Raw genomic sequence first — 18,440 nt, 5'->3', positions numbered from 1 at the left:
ATAGCTGCGGCAGCCGACATATCGCGCCGGCATCGCTCCGCACAGCGCAAGACCTACCATAATTTCCGCCGCGCAGCAATTTGCAACGTTAGCTGGTGGTGCCGATTTATTCGGCCGCCGTTCGGGCCGCACGCAGGAGCATTCTGCGCACCGCACGTTTCCGATCTCGGTCCTGACGGCCCATGCCGCCGGACCGTTCATCTGCGCCGGAAAACCGGGCTGCGCTTTTCCTTGAACGCGGCGCGCCCTTCCGCCGCGTCTTCCGTCGCGAAGCAGATCGTCTGTAGATCCCGTTCGTATTCAATCGCTTTTTCGAGTGGCATCGAGACCGCGGCCTTCAGATTCGCCTTGGCCGTCTCCGCAGCTATCGGTGCGCGGGATGCAATGACCGCTGCGATGGCCCTTGCGCGTGCCATCAGATCTCCTTGCGGGACCACTTCACTCACCAGCCCCCATGCGAGAGCCCTTTCTGCGCTGACGGGATCCCCCGTCAGAAGCATGAGAGCAGCATTCGAAGCGCCGATCGAATGTGTCAGATGTGCCGCCATGCCACCGCCCCCTATCCAGCCGAGCTTGATCTCCGGCGCGGCAAACTGTGCGTTTTCCGCAGCGATGCGAATGTCGCAAGACATCGCGGTTTCCAGGCCGCCGCCAAAGGCGTAGCCATTTACCGCGGCGATAGTCGGTTTCAAAAGTGCCCGGACGGCGTCGCAGTAATCCGGCCGGTTGCGGAACTGCCAGGGCGTTTCGTAGCCGTCGAGCTCGCGGATATCGGATCCGGCACAGAAAGCCCGCTCTCCGGCACCCGTCAGGATCACGCAGCGAATGCTGTCGCTTTCGTTGCACTCACCAACGGCAGAAACGATCGCGTCGGCCATTTCAGGTGTGACGGCGTTCAGCTTCTGCGGCCGATTCAAGGTAATGACGGCGACATGGCCGTCGCGTTCGAAACGAACATCATCAGTCATCTACGGAACTCCTCGATCGCGATGATTTCAGGTCGGATGACCCGAAATCACCGATGTGGTCGTTTCTCATCGGTTGAAATGGACAGGGGACGAAACCCGCGCATGGATTTCCTCATCCCGTGCTAGCGCTCGCCACCGGCCACCGGTCGGTGCCGGGTATAAAGGTCCTGCAACCCCTCGATTACCTGCCCGGCCCGCAATGAGTCGCCGAATGATCGGCGCAGATAGGCGGAGGCCGCGCCCTGGAAGGCGATATAGCCGCTGTGGCGTGGCCGGACGTAGGCCTTTTCAAGGGTCTCGGCGGTGTCCTTGTAGAAGTCGCCCCACCGTGCGTTGACCGCCGCATCGTGCCATGCCCGCCTAAGCGATGGCTGGCCATCGTGCGCCGGCAAGAACTCCACCTGAGCCTCGGCGCCCATAAGCCAAAGCAGATGCCGCTTCAGCTCCGGCGTCACCTCGCATCGAACAGATATGCCGATGCCGGTTCCGCCGAGAGTGGAGCCGGGTCGTCCGCCGGCCGCCATGCGCGGTGCGTTGGCGAATGCAACGCGATGCAAACCGGCTGCAGGTGCGGCATAGTTCACGTAGCCATAGATCAGCGGGCACAGCAGCACATCGTCATGGCTCGCCATGTGACCTAGAATTGCAATCGGGTTCATCTCCCGCAACGGCGCAGGGCTGAGCGCGGCAAGCTCAGCCAGGATCTCATAAGCCTCCCGTCCCACTTCCTTTGAGACGAAGAGGTCGGGGTCGTCCGCCGCCGGAGGGAAGCCGAACGCGGCAGCGACCGACATGAACGAGCAGATCGCATGCGGTCCGGCCAGGGAGAGACCGACGCGGCCGGTGCTGCGAGACAGGGCGACGACTTCGTCCCATGTGACGGGCGCGGGGGAACTCAGCAAATCCGGCCGATATGCCGAGACTTGCGTCGCCGCATCGAGAGGCAAAGCCCAATGCTTGCCTGCAAAGCGGTAGCTGTCGAAGGTGGGGCCAATGCACTTCCTTGCGATCTCCGCAAGCACCTCGGGCGAGAAGATTGCCTCAAGGGGCTGCAGGCAGCCGGCATCGTACGCCTCCCCGACATGTGGATGATCCATTACCACGATGTCGTAACGGGCGCACAGGTCGGCAATGGGGTGTGTCTCGAAGCCCTCCAGCGGCTGCTTTTCCCAGGAGACGGAAACAGCGTCGATACCGGATCGGGCAACGGCGGCCGCGGCAAGCCCGTTATAGCCGCGCGGGTGATCCCAAGTCAGTCCTGAATAGGTCCGCATCAGTTTTCTCCGATGAAGATCACGCCGGCGTTTCGCAACGACTCGATGCGATCGGCGTCATATCCGGCTTCCGTCAGGACCTCCCGGGTATGCTGTCCTGTGAGCGGGGCGCCACGTTCGACGCGGCTCGGCGTCTTGGAGAAGCGGATAGGAAAGCCCGGCGCCTTGATGCGGCCCTCGGTCGGATGATCGTATTCGATAAACGTGCCGTTGTGCTTGACCTGGGGATCGTTGATAAGGTCCTCATATCCATAGACGGGGCCGCACCAGATGTCGGCGGCGCGCATGAGTGCGAGCCACTCCGCGGACGTTTTCATCTTGAGACGCTCACGCGTCTTCGCGAAAATCTCGTCCCTCCTGCTCCAGGAATCGGCTTCGTCATCCATCGCCAGAAAACTTTCCTCACCGATCACTTCTCCCAGTTTCTTGAGCGGCGGGAATGCGACGATGATATAGCCGTCGCTGGTGGCGAAAGCACCGTAGGGCGCGCGGATATAAACGTGGGCATGAGGCTCGGCCGAACGTTTCTGAGGCTTCCCCCCGATCGTGAAGACGGAAAGCTCCTGCATCTGGATCGTGGCGATCGCATCGAGCATGTTGACCTGAACGAGCTGCCCCTCGCCCGTCCGCTCGCGATGCAGCAGCGCGGCGAGCACGCCTTCGAAGGCATTATAGGCAGCAATCGCATCGACCAGGTACTGGCCGGCAGCCGTTGGCGGCTCCCCCTCGCGGCCGGCAGAAAGCATGGCACCCGACATGCCCTGCAGAATGAGATCCTGCCCCGGGCGATCGACATACGGCCCATCCTCTCCGTAGCCGGACATCGATACATAGACGAGCTTCGGATTGATCTGCGAGAGCGTTTCGTAGTCGACACCCAAGCGCTTTGCGACACCCGGGCGATAATTCTGCAGGAAGACGTCCGAGGTCTTCACCAGGTCCATGAGCAACGCCTTGCCCTGCGGCGACTTCAGGTCCACGGCAAGGGAACGCTTGTTGCGGTTCAGCGAAAGAAACGAAACATTAATGCGATTGCCCTGCGCACCGCCGGCCGAGACATGGCGCTGCCATTCACCCGTCACCGGTTCAACCTTTACGACATCGGCACCAAGATCGCCCAGACGCTGCGCCGCAAACGGACCCGCCATCGCAATCGAGCAATCCAACACCTTGTATCCGCTCAGAACTCCCATTGGTTTCTCCATTTCAGTCTTGCCGCCGGACTGCCGATGCAGCCGGCATGTTCATGTTTATGGAAGACGCGATTATCCGTTGCCCGTTCGCCTTCGCGTCGGGTCCAGACTCGTCACTTCCCGTTTATGTTTGTCGCCTTTAAGCGCCGGCCGGCCGGCAGAGGACCATGATCTGGTTCGTGCCCTCCTGAACAGTTTCGTCGTTCTGATTGACGCCCTTGATCGCAAGCGTGATGATCCCGCGGCCCTTCCTGCTCGTCAGCCGCTTTTCAGAGATCGTGAGGCGCGCCCTCAACCGATCGCCTATATAAAGTGGGCCGACGAACCGCCACTGCCAGTTGAGCGCAGCCACCACATGGAAACCGACCAGGCACCGGTTCTTCAGCGCATCGATCAGGCCTAGGCCCAGAATTCCATGTGCCAGACGCCCCTTGAAGCCCATCTCGCGAGCAAAGGCTTCGTCGACATGTACATCGGCGAAATCCCCCGTGAGGCCCGCAAAGCCGAGGACATGCGCCTCGCCAACCGTTATGGCCGGCGTCTCATACTCAAATCCGATGTCCAGATCTTCGTAGTAGTTCTTTTCGCTAAGCTTCATGATGATCTTCTAGGTGCTTTGACCGCATACGAGCTTGTATCCGACGTTCACACGCGGCTCGCCGATTGGTTGTTTCTTCAGTTTCGCCAACAGGAGATCCGCCGCCTGTTGGCCGATGCGTACCGACGGAACCACTATGGTCGTCAGACTTGGGATGAGGATTTCCGCAATCTCGAAGCCGCCGAATCCGGCGATCGCAATATCCTCCGGTACGCGAACACCGCTCCTCAGACATTCCTGCACTGCACCCGCCGCGAAGACGTCGGAAGAATAGAAGACCGCATCCGCATCCGGGAAGCGGGTGCGGATCTCCGCTATGGAGGAAGCCCCCACCTTCACGGACACGTTGCGGCCATGCAGCAGAAGCACGCGATCGGCATCGAGCCCGAGTCTCTGGGCGGCACTCCGGAACCCGCGCAGACGGGCTTTCGCACGCGCGTCTCCACTCTCCACGACGCCGGAAAACACAAGCCGGCGATACCCCTTGGCGAAGAGATGCTCCACCATCTCTATCGCTGCATCTTCATTCGAATATCCGACCAGCAGGTCGATCGGATCCTCCGTCCATTCCCAGGTCTCAACGATCGGAAGCCCCGCCTGCTTCAGCAGAGAGTCGGCGGCGGCGGTATGCGTGGTCCCCATGACGACCATGCCTTCCGGCCCCCGCCCCAGGAAGCTGCGGACGAGGGCCTCTTCCTGCTCCGGATCGTAAAAGGTGTGCCCGAGCAGAATCTGATATCCGGCGGGCAAAAGCGTCGTCGAAAGTCCCTGCACGGTATCGGCGAAAATCGAGGCGGAGATCGACGGCAGAATAACCGCGATGATTCCGCTGCGGTTCGTCGCCATCTGGCTGGCAGCGAAGTTCGGTACGTAGTTCAGGCGACGAATGGCTTCCTGAACCTGGGTGCGAACCGCCTCCCCGACCTGCTCCGGATAGTTGATCGCCCGAGACACGGTCTGAGCCGAGACCCCGGCTTCGCGGGCAACCTCCGCCATTGTCACCCGGCTTGGCGACGTTCGCCGCTCCCGCTTTCTACGCTTTGGCTTGTCGGTGTCCGTATCCATTTTCAGAACTCGCCTCTGACCTTCGACGCCTGATGTGGACTCAACCTATCTGAACAGGCCCGGCAACCACAGAACCAGTTGCGGGCAATAGGTCAGAAGGAGGAGCACGACCAGGAGGGGAATATAGAAAGGAAGGATGGATCGGATCATCTGACCGAACGATACCTGAGCGATGTGCTTGCAAATGAAAAGGATCACGCCGAATGGAGGGGTCAGCGCACCGATCAGGAGATTGATGATCATGACCACACCGAAGTGAACGGGATCGATTCCGTAGGAGAGCACAAGCGGCAGCAGCGCCGGTGTCGCGACGAGAATGATCGCAGTCGTCTCCATGAACAGCCCTGCGATCAGGAGGGCGACGTTCAGGATCAGCAGCAGCATCACCGGGTCTTCCGTCAGCGACCGCATGAACGTCACGAGGATGCCGGGCAAGTTCTGTACCGAGATCAGCCAACCGAACGGAAAGGCTGCCGCGATGATGAATACCAGGACCCCCGTCGTGATCGCGCTCATGGCCAGCGTATCGAGCAACCCACGAAAGGTGAGTTCCCTGTTCACGAAGCCCAATACGGCCGCATAGACGACGATCAATGCGCCCAGTTCGGTTGGCGTCGCGACCCCCGTCAGCATGCCGGCGACCAGAAGCACCGGCGCGATCAGGGCGGGCAGCGCTTTCCAGAACGTTCCGGCGAGGTGCGACAGCGACGCCCTGCTGCTGCGCGGCGCTTGCTCGAAACCGAACCGGACCAGAATGTTGACGATTATCATCAGGCTCAGGCCCATCAGGAGACCCGGGACGATACCCGCCAGAAACAGATCGGTCAGCGATACCTGCGCCGTGACCGCATAGATCACCATGATCACGCTTGGCGGAATGATCGGACCGATGATCGAGGAGGCTGCAGTGACGGCAGCGGAAAAGCCTGCGGAATAACCCCGCTCCCTCATCTGCCTGATTTCGACGGCACCGAGACCGGCCGCATCCGCCTGAGCCACGCCGGACATGCCCGCGAAGATGATGCTGGCCGCTATGTTGACCTGGGCCAGGCCGCCGCGCATGTGGCCGGCGAAGGCGGATGCGAAATCAAAGATGCGCTCGGAGATACCCGCACGGTTGAACAAGTGGCCGGCCAGAACGAAGAGCGGGATGGCAAGCAACGGAAAGCTGTCGAGTCCGCCCGTCATGCGCTGGATGACGATCGTGTCCGGAAGACCGGGGCCCGTCATAATGAAGACCAGGGCAGAGAAGATCATCGCAAAGGCTACGGGCACCTCCAGCGCAAGAAGCACCAGAAAAATGCCCATCAAAAGGAGTATGGACATCTTTCAGATTCCTTCTCTTGCGACGTCGTCGATGGAAGCGCCATCGATATAGGTCATCGGCTCATCCGTGCAGAGGCTTGCGAACTCGGCAACGAGATAGTAGGCGAGCGTCAACACGATTGAGATCGACGAGACGAAGAGGGGTACGGAGTAGAACCACATGCGCGGCAGCTGCACCGGCAGGGAAACCGAGCCGCTGCGCGATTCGATGCCGATCACGACAGGAAGGCGCAGGCAGAGATATGCCGCCACGAACAGCATCACCCCATAGCCAAGCATCCGAAGCACGGACCGGGCACGGGCACTGAGCACGAGCGACAGCGCCTCGATACGGATATGGGAGAGGCGTTTCATGCCGATGGAAGCGCCAAGGAACACGATCCAGATGAAGGCATAGGTCGCCGCCTCCTCCACCCAAACGATCGGCCGGCTGAAGCCATACCGGCTGATCACCTGCGCGAATATCGACAGGATGATCACCGCGAAAAGCACCATTGCTGCAATCATCTCGATCCTCTCGACGACGCGCAGCGTTCTTCTGCAAAATGTCAGCACGACGCGCTCTCCCTCATCACGCTTCAGTCTGCGAGATCCTGGACAGACTGCCAGAGGCCCTTGGACCAGGCGCCCGTGTCTTCCATTCGCGTGACAGCCGCCACCGCCTTCTCACGGACCGGCCCCAGCTCGATTTCGCTGACTTGCGCGCCTTCGGCGGCCATCTTCGAAATCATATCCTCCGTCTCCTTCTGAGCCTGTTCCCGAGCCCACTGCGTGGCTTGCTTCGCCGCATCCGTGACGACCTGCTGAAGCTCCGGCGACAAGGATTGATAAAAAGCCTCGCCAACCAAGATGTGCGTCGCCGTGAGAATGTGATCGGTGCGAACGACAAAGGGCGCCGCCTCATGGAACTTTGCCGCGTAAGCCGCAGAAACGGGCCCCTCGGCGGCCTCGACGACGCCGGTCTTCAGCCCAAGGAAGACTTCGCCCCAGGCAAGGCGGGTCGGACGCGCACCAAGAGTCTCCCACAGCTCCAGATAGGTCTTGATTTCGGGCACGCGCATCTTCAGCCCTTCGAAATCGGCCGCCGAGCTGATCGCCTTGTTTGAAAACGTCATTCGTGACTGGATCGGCGCCTGCGCCAAGATACGCACCCCCTGATCCTTGATCAGGCGGTCCGACATCGCTTTGTAGGCATCGCTGTCAAAGAAGCGCTGCATGTGATCCGGACTATGAAAGGTAAACCCCCAGCCCAGGATGGCATAATCCTTCACCCAGTTGGCATACCAGCTGAGGTCGTCGCCATAGAACTGAACTGCGCCAGCCATCGTCTGCTCGATGACCTGAACGTCGCTGCCGAGTTGCTCGCCTTCAATGAAATTGACGGTCAGTGCGCCGCCGGAGCGCTCATTGACCAACTCCGTAAACATGCGGTTTTGCCGGTCGTATAGAGACCCGAGGGCATCGGACCCTCCGAAAGTGGCCGCCTGCTGCGCAGTGGCTCCAGAAACCGACACCGCAACGAGCGCAGCCGCAGCGAAAATAGCCTTTGCAAACAACGTCGAATCCTCCCTGTCAACGCTACCGTTAGCGCTAGCGTTAGCGCTAACATAAATGACAGATACGCGGAGACAAAGCGTATTGCAAGAGGAAATCTCACGGGGAAGTCAGAACTTCGGCTCTTAAAAGCCTGCGCCCCCCCGATGAGAGCCCGTCCGGCGGCCGAAGGACCGCCTATATCCGTACCAACTCGTAGCGTTTCGGTGTCTCGACGACACCGGCCCTCCCCAAGCTGTTGCGAATGCACGCTTCACGACGAAAGTGCTTTTCCCGGAACGGCTCTGGACTTCCCCGCTGCAATTGTGTTCGATAGGGCGATATTGATCTTGAATTTTTTTGAAGTCCCCCTCGACCTCAGTCAGTGATTTCTATTCAATTTTATGGTGTGACCATGCGTATCGTATTCGTCGGCGCCGTCGAGAGTTCCAAGATTGCTTTGGAAGCGCTGATAAGAGCGAAGCGCACTCCGGTGCTCGTAATAACGCTGCCGCCCGAAACGGCGGGGCGCCATTCCGATTTTGCGGACCTCGGGGAGATCGGGCGGGCGGCCGGAAGCGCAATCCATTATACGACAGACATAAATTCCCAGGCGACGCTGGAGGCCGTTGCAGCGGCCGCCCCGGATCTCTCGCTCGTCATCGGCTGGTCGCAGGTCTGCCGGCGCCCGTTCAGGGATGTGGCGCGCGCGGGCACCGTCGGTTTTCACCCGGCAGCCTTGCCGCGTCTGCGGGGCCGCGGCGTTATCCCCTGGACCATCCTCCGGGGAGAGGAACGAACGGGCTCGACCCTTTTCTGGCTCGACGACGGCATCGACTCGGGACCGATCCTGTTACAGCGGCAATTTCCCGTCGCTCCGGACGAGACAGCGCGCAGCCTTTATACAAGGCACACCGAAAACCTGGCTGAGATGGTCGTCCAGGCGGCGGCACAGGTGGAAGCGGGAAACGCGGCCCGGATCGGGCAGAACGAAGCCGAGGCAAGCTATTGCGCGAAGCGCACCGCGGAGGACGGCCGGATCGATTGGCAAGACCCGGCCGCATCCATCTTGCGGCTGATCCGCGCGGTCGGAGATCCCTATCCGGGCGCCTTTACATTCTACAAAGGCCAGAAAATACGCATCGATGCGGCAACCCCGGTCGAGAACTCCAGGCAATATATCGGCCTGACCGGGCAGATTCAGGCGCATACGGAGCGCGGGTTCATCGTGCTTTGCGGTGACGGGGAATGCATCGAGGCGCACGCATGGGAATGGACCTCGGACAGGCGGCCTCCGGTTCATGGCAAGCTCGGCGGGCCGGACCCGCTTCAGGCTTCTGGGCAAAATACATAAGAACAGTAGAAAACTATAATTGGGCCAATACTGGAAAACTGTTTACAACCCATTAAAGACGTGCTTTTTTATTACGGTATTCGAATATGCCTAGGAATTTTGCGTTGCGGTTGAAATGATCGCGAACGCCTATTTTTGTTGAATTCATTTTATCTAGCCTTTCGAGCAGGTCGAACAGACACACAACAGACGCACTGTTCTTAGCCACCATAAGAGCTTTGGGGGTCGTGCGTTCGTCGTTCGGCGGAGCTGTAGGGCTTATAAGTATTGGAAGGGGCCGTCATGCAGCGTATACACGCCGCCGCGAAGGCAGTTCGTAATCATTTCCTGACGTTACCGACTATTTTGGGAAGAGAGGGGGGCAGCAGAGCACCGGCCAGAATGTTCTGGGCGATCTGCGGAGCCGCCCTCGATATCGGCTTCAGGCGGATAAGGGGAGCGGTCCGCAGCGTTCAAAAATATCCTGCCCTCTATCTCACCGACCTGGCATCGGTCGGCGTCGCGCTCGCGATGGCATTATTGCTGCGCTACGGCGTCGGAGAGCTTTCCGCACGACCGGAGACCGCCTCGGTGCTGTTCTGGTCCGGTGCGCAATACCTCGCTATATGCGCACTCGTTTTTCCCCTCTCGGGCCTTTACAGCCGTAACTGGAAATATGGCTCCATTTCCGACCTCTTCATCATTTTGCGGGCGGTGTTGCTGACCTCCCTGCTGCTCGTCACGCTGCTGTTTTTCTCCACCAGGCTCACCGACATCCCGCGCACCGTCGTTCCGATGCAGTCTCTCCTGCTCATCGCCTTCCTGGCAGCAGCAAGGCTGAGCTTCCGCGCCGAGGAACTCGCGCTGAGGCGGCCCGTTTTCAAGTCCGGGCGCAGCAAGGACGCGCAGGACGACAACCGAATTCCGCTGCTGCTTATCGGCGCGGGCGATGCCGCGGACCTTTATCTTCGCGCTCTCGCACGCGATCCCAACGCGACCTATACGCCCGTCGCATGCCTCGACAGAAGCGAGGATCAGATCGGCATGACCCTTCGCGGCGTGCCGATCGCCGGCCGTATCCAGGACTTCGAAGGGGTGGTTGCGGAGTTGCAGCAACAGGGCAAGCAACCCCGTCATATCGTCTTCACCGAGGCCCCTGCGGCCTTTGGAGAGGAGGCTTCCGACGGCCTGCTGCGATCCGCCGAAAGGCTGGGCATTGCCGTTTCGCGCCTGTCGCAGATGACGGAACTGAAGCGGGCCAAGGGCGACAACCCCTACGAACTGCGCTCGATCGAACTGACCGACCTCCTGGAACGGCCGCAGGCAGCGCTCGACCGGGAGGCGATCAGTCGCCTCGTTCGCGGGCGCCGGGTACTCATCACCGGGGCCGGCGGCTCGATCGGCAGCGAGTTGACGACCCAGGTCGCCGCCTGCGATCCGGCGGAGATCGTCCTGATCGACAACACGGAATACAATCTCTACGCAATCGACATGACGCTCACGGAAAGCTTCCCCCAAGTCCCGCGGTGGAGCTATCTTTGCAGCGTCCGCCGCAGCCAGCGGGTCGAGGAGATATTCGAGCGGCACCGGCCTGAACTCGTTTTTCATGCCGCGGCTCTGAAACACGTGCCCATGGTGCAGATGAATCCTTGCGAGGGCGTGCTCACCAATGTTGTCGGCACCATGAATGTCGCCAACGCCGCCAAGAAATACGGCACGCTCGCTATGGTCCAGGTGTCGACCGACAAGGTCGTCAATTCGACGAGCGTCATGGGCGCGACGAAGCGTCTTGCCGAGCTCTACTGCCAGGCGCTCGACCTGAACGGCATCGAAACGGGTCTCGGCCCGCGCTTCATGACGGTCCGCTTCGGCAACGTGCTGGGTTCCAGCGGTTCGCTGATCCCGCTCTTCAAGCGTCAATTGGCCCGGGGCGGCCCGCTGACCGTGACCGATGCGAATATGACGCGGTTCTTCATGACAATCCGCGAAGCGGTGGAACTCACCCTGCAGGCTTCCGCCTATGGCTTTGAAAAGCAGCTCGGCCAGGGCGAAATCTTCGTGCTGGACATGGGCGAGCCGATCAAGATCATCGATATCGCCCGCCGGATGATCCGGCTTGCCGGCTTCACGCCGGACCAGGAGATCGAAATCAAGATCATCGGCTGCCGGCCGGGCGAAAAGCTCTTCGAGGAGCTTTTCGACGAAACCGACAAGCGCATAAGCTCGCCGGTGCCGGGCGTCCTTGGAGCGGTGCCCGAACCCATTCCGCTGCCCACGCTGAGGGACGCGTTCGCGCGCCTGCAGCGCTATTCGGAACGTGGCAACGAGGCCAGCGTCGTGGCGGTCATGCGCGAATTGCTGCCGCGATATGAGCACGAGGCGGATCGCAAAACGGCGGCGGCGAGCACACGCACGCCGTTGCGGCCGAAGAGCCGGATCAGGGCCAAGGCAGCGAAATCACCACGCGGCTACGGCGCGGAGGTCCGCCTGCCCGGGAGGTGACGACGGCGTACACGATCGGTGCGGATGCATCGTGACGGCATTGCGGCCGCCCGCGAAAGTCCGCCGATCGGAAGCCGTGTCGCGCGCCGATCTTGCAGCAGACCAGTCGGCGCCCCGCCGCGCGGGCCGCGTGTACGGCAGTTGGAAGTTGAACGTTGAATACCACCGCTCGACGGTGGAGCCGATCCGGGGAGACGAGCAGTGGATCTTGTTGAAAAGGTTTCTCGAACCGAAGCCGAGGACTTTACGGACCGTTCGGCAAAACACGACGGAGTTGCGCGCCCGTTGCGGCAGAAGCGCGTTGTTGCCGTCGTCGCCAGCCTGACAGCCTCTCTCGTGATCTTTCGGCTCGAGCTGCTGAAGCGGTTGGTCGCCGCCGGGCACGATGTCATAGCCTTCGCACCCGAACACGACCCCCGGGTCGAGCAGGAGCTTGCGCGAATCGGCGTGCGCTTCATCCAGATCCCCATGGCGCGCACCGGGCTCAACCCGCTGGAGGACCTGCGGACCTTCTGGACGCTGCGGCGCCACTTCGCCCGCCTGCAGCCGGACATCGTCCTTCCCTATACCATGAAGCCGATCATCTACGCCGGGATCGCGGCCAGGACGCTCGGGATAAAGGAGCGCTGCTTCCTCGTCACCGGGCTCGGCCATATATTCTCGGAAGCCGCCGGTGCTTCGCTCAAGGCGCGGGCAATACGACAGCTGTGTGTCCGGCTATACCGTTCGGCACTGCGGGGCGCCCGCGTCGTCTTCGTTTACAACGACGCGGACGACGACGACATTCGCCGCTACAGAATGTTGCAGGGCGGCCTCTCGCCGACGATGATCTCCGGATCGGGCGTCGATCTCGACCATTTCGAATTCTCGAAACCGCCTCGCGGCGGGCCGACTTTCCTGATGGTCGCCCGGCTGCTGCGCGATAAGGGCGTCGTCGAATATGTCGAAGCCGCGCGGATCGTGCGCCGCTCTTTCCCGCATGCCAGATTTCAGCTGCTCGGCCATTTCGACAGCAACCCGACGGCGATTTCGCGCGAGGAAATCGATGGCTGGGTGCGCGAGGGAATACTCGACTACCTCGGCACGACAGTGGACGTGCGGCCCTATCTCGCGGCGTCCAACGTTTTCGTCCTGCCTTCCTATTACCGTGAAGGAATTCCGCGGAGCATTCTCGAGGCCCTGGCGACGGGACGCCCGGTAATCACGACGGATCTGCCGGGCTGCCGGGACACCGTGCAGCCGGGAACCAACGGGATGGTCGTGAAGCCGCGCGACGTCGCAGCGCTCGCCGACGCCATGGCCGCTTTTGCGCAGGATCCGGACCTGGCGGAGAAGATGGGAAAGCGGTCGCGAGAGCTCGCGGAAACCAAGTTTGACGTCCACATGATCAACAGGATGCTGTTTGCCGGCATGCACCTGGCCGATTGAGGGATTTTCATGGTGCTGCAGATCAGCCACGTAGAACGTCGCCGCGGCAGACATGGGGCACCGCGATGATAATGCATGTCATCACCAATTTCACCGCGAGTGCCGGCGCCGAAACGATGCTGGCACGGCTGCTGCACGGAGCGACGGACGAGCGCGTCATCGTGGTTTCTCTCATCGGCGTTTCCGAGCGCAACCGCCGCCTCGCCGACAATCCGAGGGTCGCCTATGTCTCGCTGGGTGCCGCTTCGCTCGCGGCGCTTCCGGGCGCGATCCTGCGGCTTGCCCGGCTGATCCGGAAGGAGCAGCCCGACGTGATCCTCTGCTGGATGTACCACGCGATGGTCGCCGGCACCCTGGCGGCGGGCATGGCTCGGCATGGAGCGCCGGTCTTCTGGAACGTGCGCCAATCGCTGGACGATCCCGCTTCCCTTACGCGCAGTTCCCGCATCGCGATTGCGGCGGCGAAACTGTTGTCGCACCGGCCGAGCGGCATCATCTACAACAGCGCCCGCGCGCTCGAACTGCATCGCGCCTACGGCTACGCAAATCGGAACGCGGTCGTCATTCCCAACGGCTTCGACCTTCCGCAAGTCGCGGCTCCCGAGCCGCGAACGGCCCGGCGGATCGGTATCGTGGGTCGCTTCCACCCGCAGAAAGATCACGGAACCTTCTTCAAGGCGGCCGCTCAGGTGGTGAAGACCCACCCGCAGGCGGTCTTCTCCGCAGCCGGCAATGGCCTCGTCCGCGACAACCCGGCCGTCATCGAGCTGATGGCACAAGCCGGTCTTCCGGCCCACGCCGTCGATCTCCGGGGGGAGATCGGCGACATGCCTGCATTCTATCAAAGCATCGATCTCTTGGTCCTCTCGTCACGGACCGAAGGCTTCCCAAACGTCATCGCGGAGGCCATGAGCTTCGGCAAGCCGATCGTCACGACGGATGTCGGTGACGCGGCCGCGATCGCCGGAAAGGCCGGTATCGCAGTACCGGCGCGCGACCCGCAAGCACTCGCCGGTGCGATGCGCGCCTTTCTCGACCTGCCGGAGGCGGAGTATGCGCGTTATGCGCGCGCGGCACGCGAACGCATCGAAAGTGAGTATGCGATTGCTGCGGTGACCGCAAAATATTCAGATTTCCTGGCGGCTTGAATGAAAGAAATACATTGGAAGAGTAAATAACTTCTGGTGGCGTCGAGAGACTATAGGGCTGGGATCACTTTGCGCCGTATTCTCAATCTACCCGCCCTCCGGCCCACAGCTAGAGGACATCAAAATGATTCTGAAGGGAACCAATCTTTCCGACACGATCTTCGGCACTCTGAGCGACGATGAGCTCTGGGGCTATGCGGGCGATGATTATCTCGAGGGCCACGAAGGCAATGACATGTTTTTCGGCGGCGATGGTAACGACTATATCGTCGGCGGGCTCGGAGACGACTATGCCGAAGGCGGCGATGGCAACGATCGGTTCGACGGCGGCCTTGGGCACGACACGTTCAAGGGCGGATTAGGAAACGACATCTTCGACGGCGGCGACGGCAGCGACATCCTGTACGGCGGCGATGGCCATGACCATTTCGTGGGTGGTCGGGGACACGATAAGATCTATGGTGGCGCGGGCGAAGAATACATCGACGCAGGCGACGGCGACGACATCATCTATGCGGGCGCGGGCGACGATGGCTTCAACAATCGCATAGATCCGGCAACCGGACAGGTGACGCAACAGGCCGTCAGCGGGGGCGCTGGCAACGATAGGATCTACGGCGAAGAGGGCAACGACGCGCTGAAGGGCCAGTCCGGCAATGACTGGGTGTATGGCGGCATCGGCGATGACATCGTCGATGGCGGCGACGGGAACAACTTTCTCGATGGCGGCGACGGCAATGATGTGCTGGACTCGGAGAGCGGCGCGGACGAGGCACACGGCGGCAGCGGCAATGATCGGATCGCCGTGGGCGGCGGAAACGATCTGGTCTTCGGTGATGACGGCGACGATGTCCTAGCCGGTGAAGGCGGCGACGATGAGTTGAGCGGCGGCCACGACGACGACCGAATCCTTGGCGGCGACGGCAACGACACCCTGCGTGGCGATGCGGGCCAGGACATCCTCATCGGTGAGTTGGGAAGCGACATTCTCTGGGGCGGAACCGAATCCGATCGTTTCGTCTTCAAGGGTGCCGCAGCACTCAGCGGCCAGGATACCATCATGGATTTCGAGGATGGCGTCGACTTTCTCCTCATCGAGAAGCTCGGGGTCAGCCAATATTCCAATTCCGGCGCCTCGGGCACGATCTTCGCCTATGACACCACAGACGGCGATGTGCAGGTAGTGGGCTACGACTCCACCGGAAATGCCTTCTCCATCCTGGTGGATGATCCCAACAGCGTACTCGCGGCTGCAGACTTTTCGGGGAGTGATTTCCTTTTCGCCTGATTGACGCCGGGAGAGGCGCCGACTGGAGCGTTCAGTGTTTCATCGAAGTACTGAACTGAACGCTCTATCCTTTTGAAACTATGCACTTCCTGGAGGTGCGCCGAGCGCCTTCCGTTTCATGCGTTCACGTCCCGAAAATCCGTCAGGCCGGTCATCGATTTCCATGCTTCGATCCCCTCCCGGAAGGAGAGCGGCGCATAGTTCAGTTCGTTTGCGGCCTTGGAAACATCGAGGGCCCTGAAGCCGCGCGGCGCCGCATCCGTGCTGCCGCCCTCGACGGCGATGAGCTGCCGTTCTGCTCCGACGGCATCGGCGACGATCTGGGCGGCTTCCAGTGAAGTAGACGCACGCCCGCTCCCCGCATTGAAGACGCCGCCTTCGGCTCTCTCCGCAGCCTCGAGCGCCAACGTCACGACGTCGTCGACATAGACGAGGTCGACACTGTATTTGCCCCCGTCCTGAATGATCAGGGAGCGCCTGTTTCCAAGTGTCCGCACGAAGGTGGGCACCATACCGGTGTGATGCATGCCGGGGCCGTAAACCGATGCGAGGCGGAGCACCGTCACCGGCATGGCATTGGATCTGCCGAAGGCGAGCAGGCAGATTTCGGCGGCGAGCTTGCTCGCCAGATAATAGCTCGCGCGGTGCACGGGAAAGGCCGGGCTTGCTTCCGAAGCGGGGCCTGCGCCAGAAGCATAGACCTGCGCCGATCCGAACAGGACAAAACGGTTCACGCCTTGCGATGCCGCTTCCATGCCGACCTGGATGGCCCCGGTCGTGTTGATCTCGAAGCATCTGCCGGCCTGACGCGCATCGCTGAGATCGGCGGGAATGTAGGCGGCAAGATGAAGGACCGCATCGGTTCGACCGAGCGGCGGGAGGGGATCGCCAACCGACCATCTCTCGATCCGAAGACCCGAGCTCGTTCCGGCTGCCACCCGCTCCGGATCGCGCGCAAGTGCGGTGACCTCGTAACCTCTCGACAGGGCCCGATCGATCAGCCTGGCACCGATGAACCCGGTCGCGCCGGTAACCGCCAGCCGCATTTCCCCTACACCGTTTCGTCGAGCTTCGCGGAAGAAGCAGTGACCAGATCGCCGGGTCTCACTACGGTTTCAGACCAGTGCCGCAATATCGTCACGGGCATGATCTGCGGCTGCTCGATCGGCTCGTCGAAGAGAAGGTGGCGGATGCACATTTCCACCTCGTTGAAGCCCGCATGGATCCTGACCGCCGTCGTTCCGGAGAACCGTGCATTGATTTCGAAGATGCGGGGAACACCGTCGTCCAGACGAAACTGGAAGTTCGCCGGCCCATAGGCGCCGAGGGCATCGGCAGCTTCTGCCATGGCCTTGTTCAGCGCGGGGAATGGCTCGGCAAATGCCCTGTAGGTGTTGCCGTCCCGAAGGTCCCTGCGCATGACGATCGTCGCATGGCATTTCCCGTCGAAAGTCAGCGTCCCGGCGGTGTACTCGCTCGTTTCGGAGCCGACATGTTTCTGGATCACGATCCCTGGCTGCTCCTCGATTGCACGCGCCAGCTGCTCCCGGTTGCGCACAACACTGAAGCCGATCGAACGGGCGCCAACTCTCGGCTTGACGACGAGCGGAAATCCGCATTCCTCGATCAGCGTGTCTTCGTCGCCCGGCAGACAGGACGGAACATATCCGAGGCCCCGTTCGCGAAAGAACTCGGAGGTCAGCCATTTGTCGTTGGCAATCGACACCACCCGCGGCGAGCTGATGATCACTTTGGTTCCGTAGGTTCTCTCGATCGCTTCCCTGTTCGCCGCGAGAATCGGAAGTTCCACGTCGGTTCCCGGAATGAGGATGTCGGGCCGTTCCGCACGCAGGAGTTCGCCAAGCCGGTCCAGATATAAAGGGTCCCTGGCCATCGGCACGAGATAGGCGGCATCCCCCCAGTAAAGCCCGGCCGAGAGCGGACTCGGATCCCCCACGATTATTGTCGCGTTCAACGTCGAGCGCCGCAGGGCGCGAATGATGCCTTGCCCGAGCAGGGCGCCCGCCCCTGTAATAAAGACCTTCATGACCGCCCTGCTCCCAATTCGATTAGCTGATCTCTGCAATGACCCAGTTCGCTCAACCGGTGCGCATCGGAACCGATCGAAACGATCGGATTCACCTCTTCGCACAGAGCCAGAAACGCCGGCATGTCGACGAGGTAGGAGGAGTTGATCTCGATCGCGATCCGCCGTTCGAGCGTCGCACTCATCAAGTCCCTGAAATAGGTTTCCGGAAAACGCCCGTGCCGCCTCAGGCTCATGCCGCCCGGATGGGCCAGGATGTCGATGGGCGCGTTCCTGACCATTCCCATCGACAGGCGGAACTCGATCTCGGCCGTCTCTTCATAGGAAAGCTGCTTGAAATCCAGATAGCCGCCGCGGCCGTCCGGGAGCCGGTGAACGACGCCGAGAACGATATCGCATTGATCCAGCACATCCTGCGATACATCCAGTCTGCCGTCGTCAGCCATGGCCTTCGTCTCGCAGCCGACATAGACGCTCATATGGCCGAAACTCCGCGCAACGGAGAGGATCTCGTCCCTGAATTCCGGAAACCACGACGTGTCCTCGCGCACATGCTCGGTGAACGCCAGCGCGGCGAGACCGCGTTCACTGGCCGCTTGGAGGATTTCGAGCGCGGTCGCCTGGCCGTCGGTCCAACTCGTATGGACCTGAAACTCCACATTCATGTGCTCCCGGCTGAGGTTCCGGAAGCGGCTGAACGCAGGCTTGCGGGTCTGCGTCTTCCGTGGTCCGTGCAT

General features: G+C 61.3%; 16 protein-coding genes. 5 read left to right on the top strand and 11 right to left on the bottom strand.

Annotated features, from left to right (window positions below; all coding sequences use genetic code 11):
- Positions 1-197: 197 nt before the first annotated feature.
- The 8 genes from CN933_RS21895 to CN933_RS21860 all read right to left on the bottom strand — a co-directional run bounded on the left by CN933_RS21895 (position 198) and on the right by CN933_RS21860 (position 7,980).
- On the bottom strand, positions 198-968 hold the full coding sequence (locus CN933_RS21895) for an enoyl-CoA hydratase/isomerase family protein (RefSeq protein ID WP_018097117.1): 771 nt from the start codon (positions 966-968) through the stop codon (positions 198-200).
- Positions 969-1,090: 122 nt separating this feature from the next.
- On the bottom strand, positions 1,091-2,242 hold the full coding sequence (locus CN933_RS21890; protein WP_102762344.1) for an ABC transporter substrate-binding protein: 1,152 nt from the start codon (positions 2,240-2,242) through the stop codon (positions 1,091-1,093).
- On the bottom strand, positions 2,242-3,435 hold the full coding sequence (locus CN933_RS21885) for a CaiB/BaiF CoA transferase family protein (RefSeq protein WP_018097119.1): 1,194 nt from the start codon (positions 3,433-3,435) through the stop codon (positions 2,242-2,244). Before CN933_RS21885 ends, CN933_RS21890 begins: the two co-directional genes overlap by 1 nt.
- A 139-nt stretch (positions 3,436-3,574) precedes the next feature.
- On the bottom strand, positions 3,575-4,033 hold the full coding sequence (locus CN933_RS21880; RefSeq protein WP_018097120.1) for a MaoC family dehydratase: 459 nt from the start codon (positions 4,031-4,033) through the stop codon (positions 3,575-3,577).
- A 9-nt stretch (positions 4,034-4,042) separates the two neighbouring features.
- Positions 4,043-5,098: a LacI family DNA-binding transcriptional regulator gene (locus CN933_RS21875; protein ID WP_102762343.1), complete on the bottom strand. Its 1,056-nt coding sequence runs from the start codon at positions 5,096-5,098 to the stop codon at positions 4,043-4,045.
- A 45-nt stretch (positions 5,099-5,143) separates the two neighbouring features.
- The gene (locus tag CN933_RS21870) at positions 5,144-6,424 is read right to left on the bottom strand and encodes a TRAP transporter large permease (protein ID WP_026168820.1); all 1,281 of its coding nucleotides are present in this window, start codon (positions 6,422-6,424) and stop codon (positions 5,144-5,146) included.
- 3 nt (positions 6,425-6,427) lie between these two features.
- Positions 6,428-6,979 carry a TRAP transporter small permease gene (locus tag CN933_RS21865; protein WP_102762342.1) on the bottom strand — a complete coding sequence of 184 codons (552 nt, stop codon included), beginning with the start codon at positions 6,977-6,979 and terminating at the stop codon, positions 6,428-6,430.
- Positions 6,980-7,002: 23 nt separating this feature from the next.
- The gene (locus tag CN933_RS21860; protein ID WP_180980775.1) at positions 7,003-7,980 is read right to left on the bottom strand and encodes a TRAP transporter substrate-binding protein; all 978 of its coding nucleotides are present in this window, start codon (positions 7,978-7,980) and stop codon (positions 7,003-7,005) included.
- Positions 7,981-8,372: 392 nt separating this feature from the next.
- Here CN933_RS21860 and CN933_RS21855 point away from each other — a divergent pair, with 392 nt between their 5' ends.
- The 5 genes from CN933_RS21855 (at position 8,373) to CN933_RS21835 (ending at position 15,656) form a co-directional block, all read left to right on the top strand.
- Positions 8,373-9,311, top strand: coding sequence for a methionyl-tRNA formyltransferase (locus CN933_RS21855; RefSeq protein ID WP_102762340.1), 939 nt, complete (start codon positions 8,373-8,375; stop codon positions 9,309-9,311).
- A gap of 381 nt (positions 9,312-9,692) precedes the next feature.
- The gene (locus CN933_RS21850; protein WP_180980774.1) at positions 9,693-11,792 is read left to right on the top strand and encodes a polysaccharide biosynthesis protein; all 2,100 of its coding nucleotides are present in this window, start codon (positions 9,693-9,695) and stop codon (positions 11,790-11,792) included.
- A gap of 201 nt (positions 11,793-11,993) precedes the next feature.
- Positions 11,994-13,220: a glycosyltransferase family 4 protein gene (locus CN933_RS21845; protein WP_102762338.1), complete on the top strand. Its 1,227-nt coding sequence runs from the start codon at positions 11,994-11,996 to the stop codon at positions 13,218-13,220.
- 65 nt (positions 13,221-13,285) lie between these two features.
- Positions 13,286-14,368: a glycosyltransferase family 4 protein gene (locus CN933_RS21840; protein WP_026168821.1), complete on the top strand. Its 1,083-nt coding sequence runs from the start codon at positions 13,286-13,288 to the stop codon at positions 14,366-14,368.
- Positions 14,369-14,492: 124 nt separating this feature from the next.
- Entirely contained in the window at positions 14,493-15,656 is a 1,164-nt protein-coding gene (locus tag CN933_RS21835; protein WP_102762337.1) for a calcium-binding protein, read from the top strand.
- Positions 15,657-15,772: 116 nt separating this feature from the next.
- Here CN933_RS21835 and CN933_RS21830 read toward each other — a convergent pair whose 3' ends face one another.
- From CN933_RS21830 to CN933_RS21820, 3 genes are read right to left on the bottom strand one after another with little or no spacing between them, the layout of a single operon-like run.
- The gene (locus CN933_RS21830) at positions 15,773-16,702 is read right to left on the bottom strand and encodes an NAD-dependent epimerase/dehydratase family protein (protein WP_102762336.1); all 930 of its coding nucleotides are present in this window, start codon (positions 16,700-16,702) and stop codon (positions 15,773-15,775) included.
- A 5-nt stretch (positions 16,703-16,707) separates the two neighbouring features.
- On the bottom strand, positions 16,708-17,703 hold the full coding sequence (locus CN933_RS21825; protein WP_018097130.1) for an ATP-grasp domain-containing protein: 996 nt from the start codon (positions 17,701-17,703) through the stop codon (positions 16,708-16,710).
- Positions 17,700-18,440 carry a PHP domain-containing protein gene (locus tag CN933_RS21820; protein ID WP_018097131.1) on the bottom strand — a complete coding sequence of 247 codons (741 nt, stop codon included), beginning with the start codon at positions 18,438-18,440 and terminating at the stop codon, positions 17,700-17,702. The genes CN933_RS21825 and CN933_RS21820 overlap by 4 nt, the downstream gene beginning before the upstream one ends.

Origin of the sequence: Sinorhizobium sp. M4_45, assembly GCF_002885915.1 — a bacterium.
Taxonomy (GTDB): domain Bacteria; phylum Pseudomonadota; class Alphaproteobacteria; order Rhizobiales; family Rhizobiaceae; genus Sinorhizobium; species Sinorhizobium meliloti_A.
Note: the sequence above shows the minus strand (reverse complement) of the source record. Positions and strands in the feature narration are given on the sequence as shown.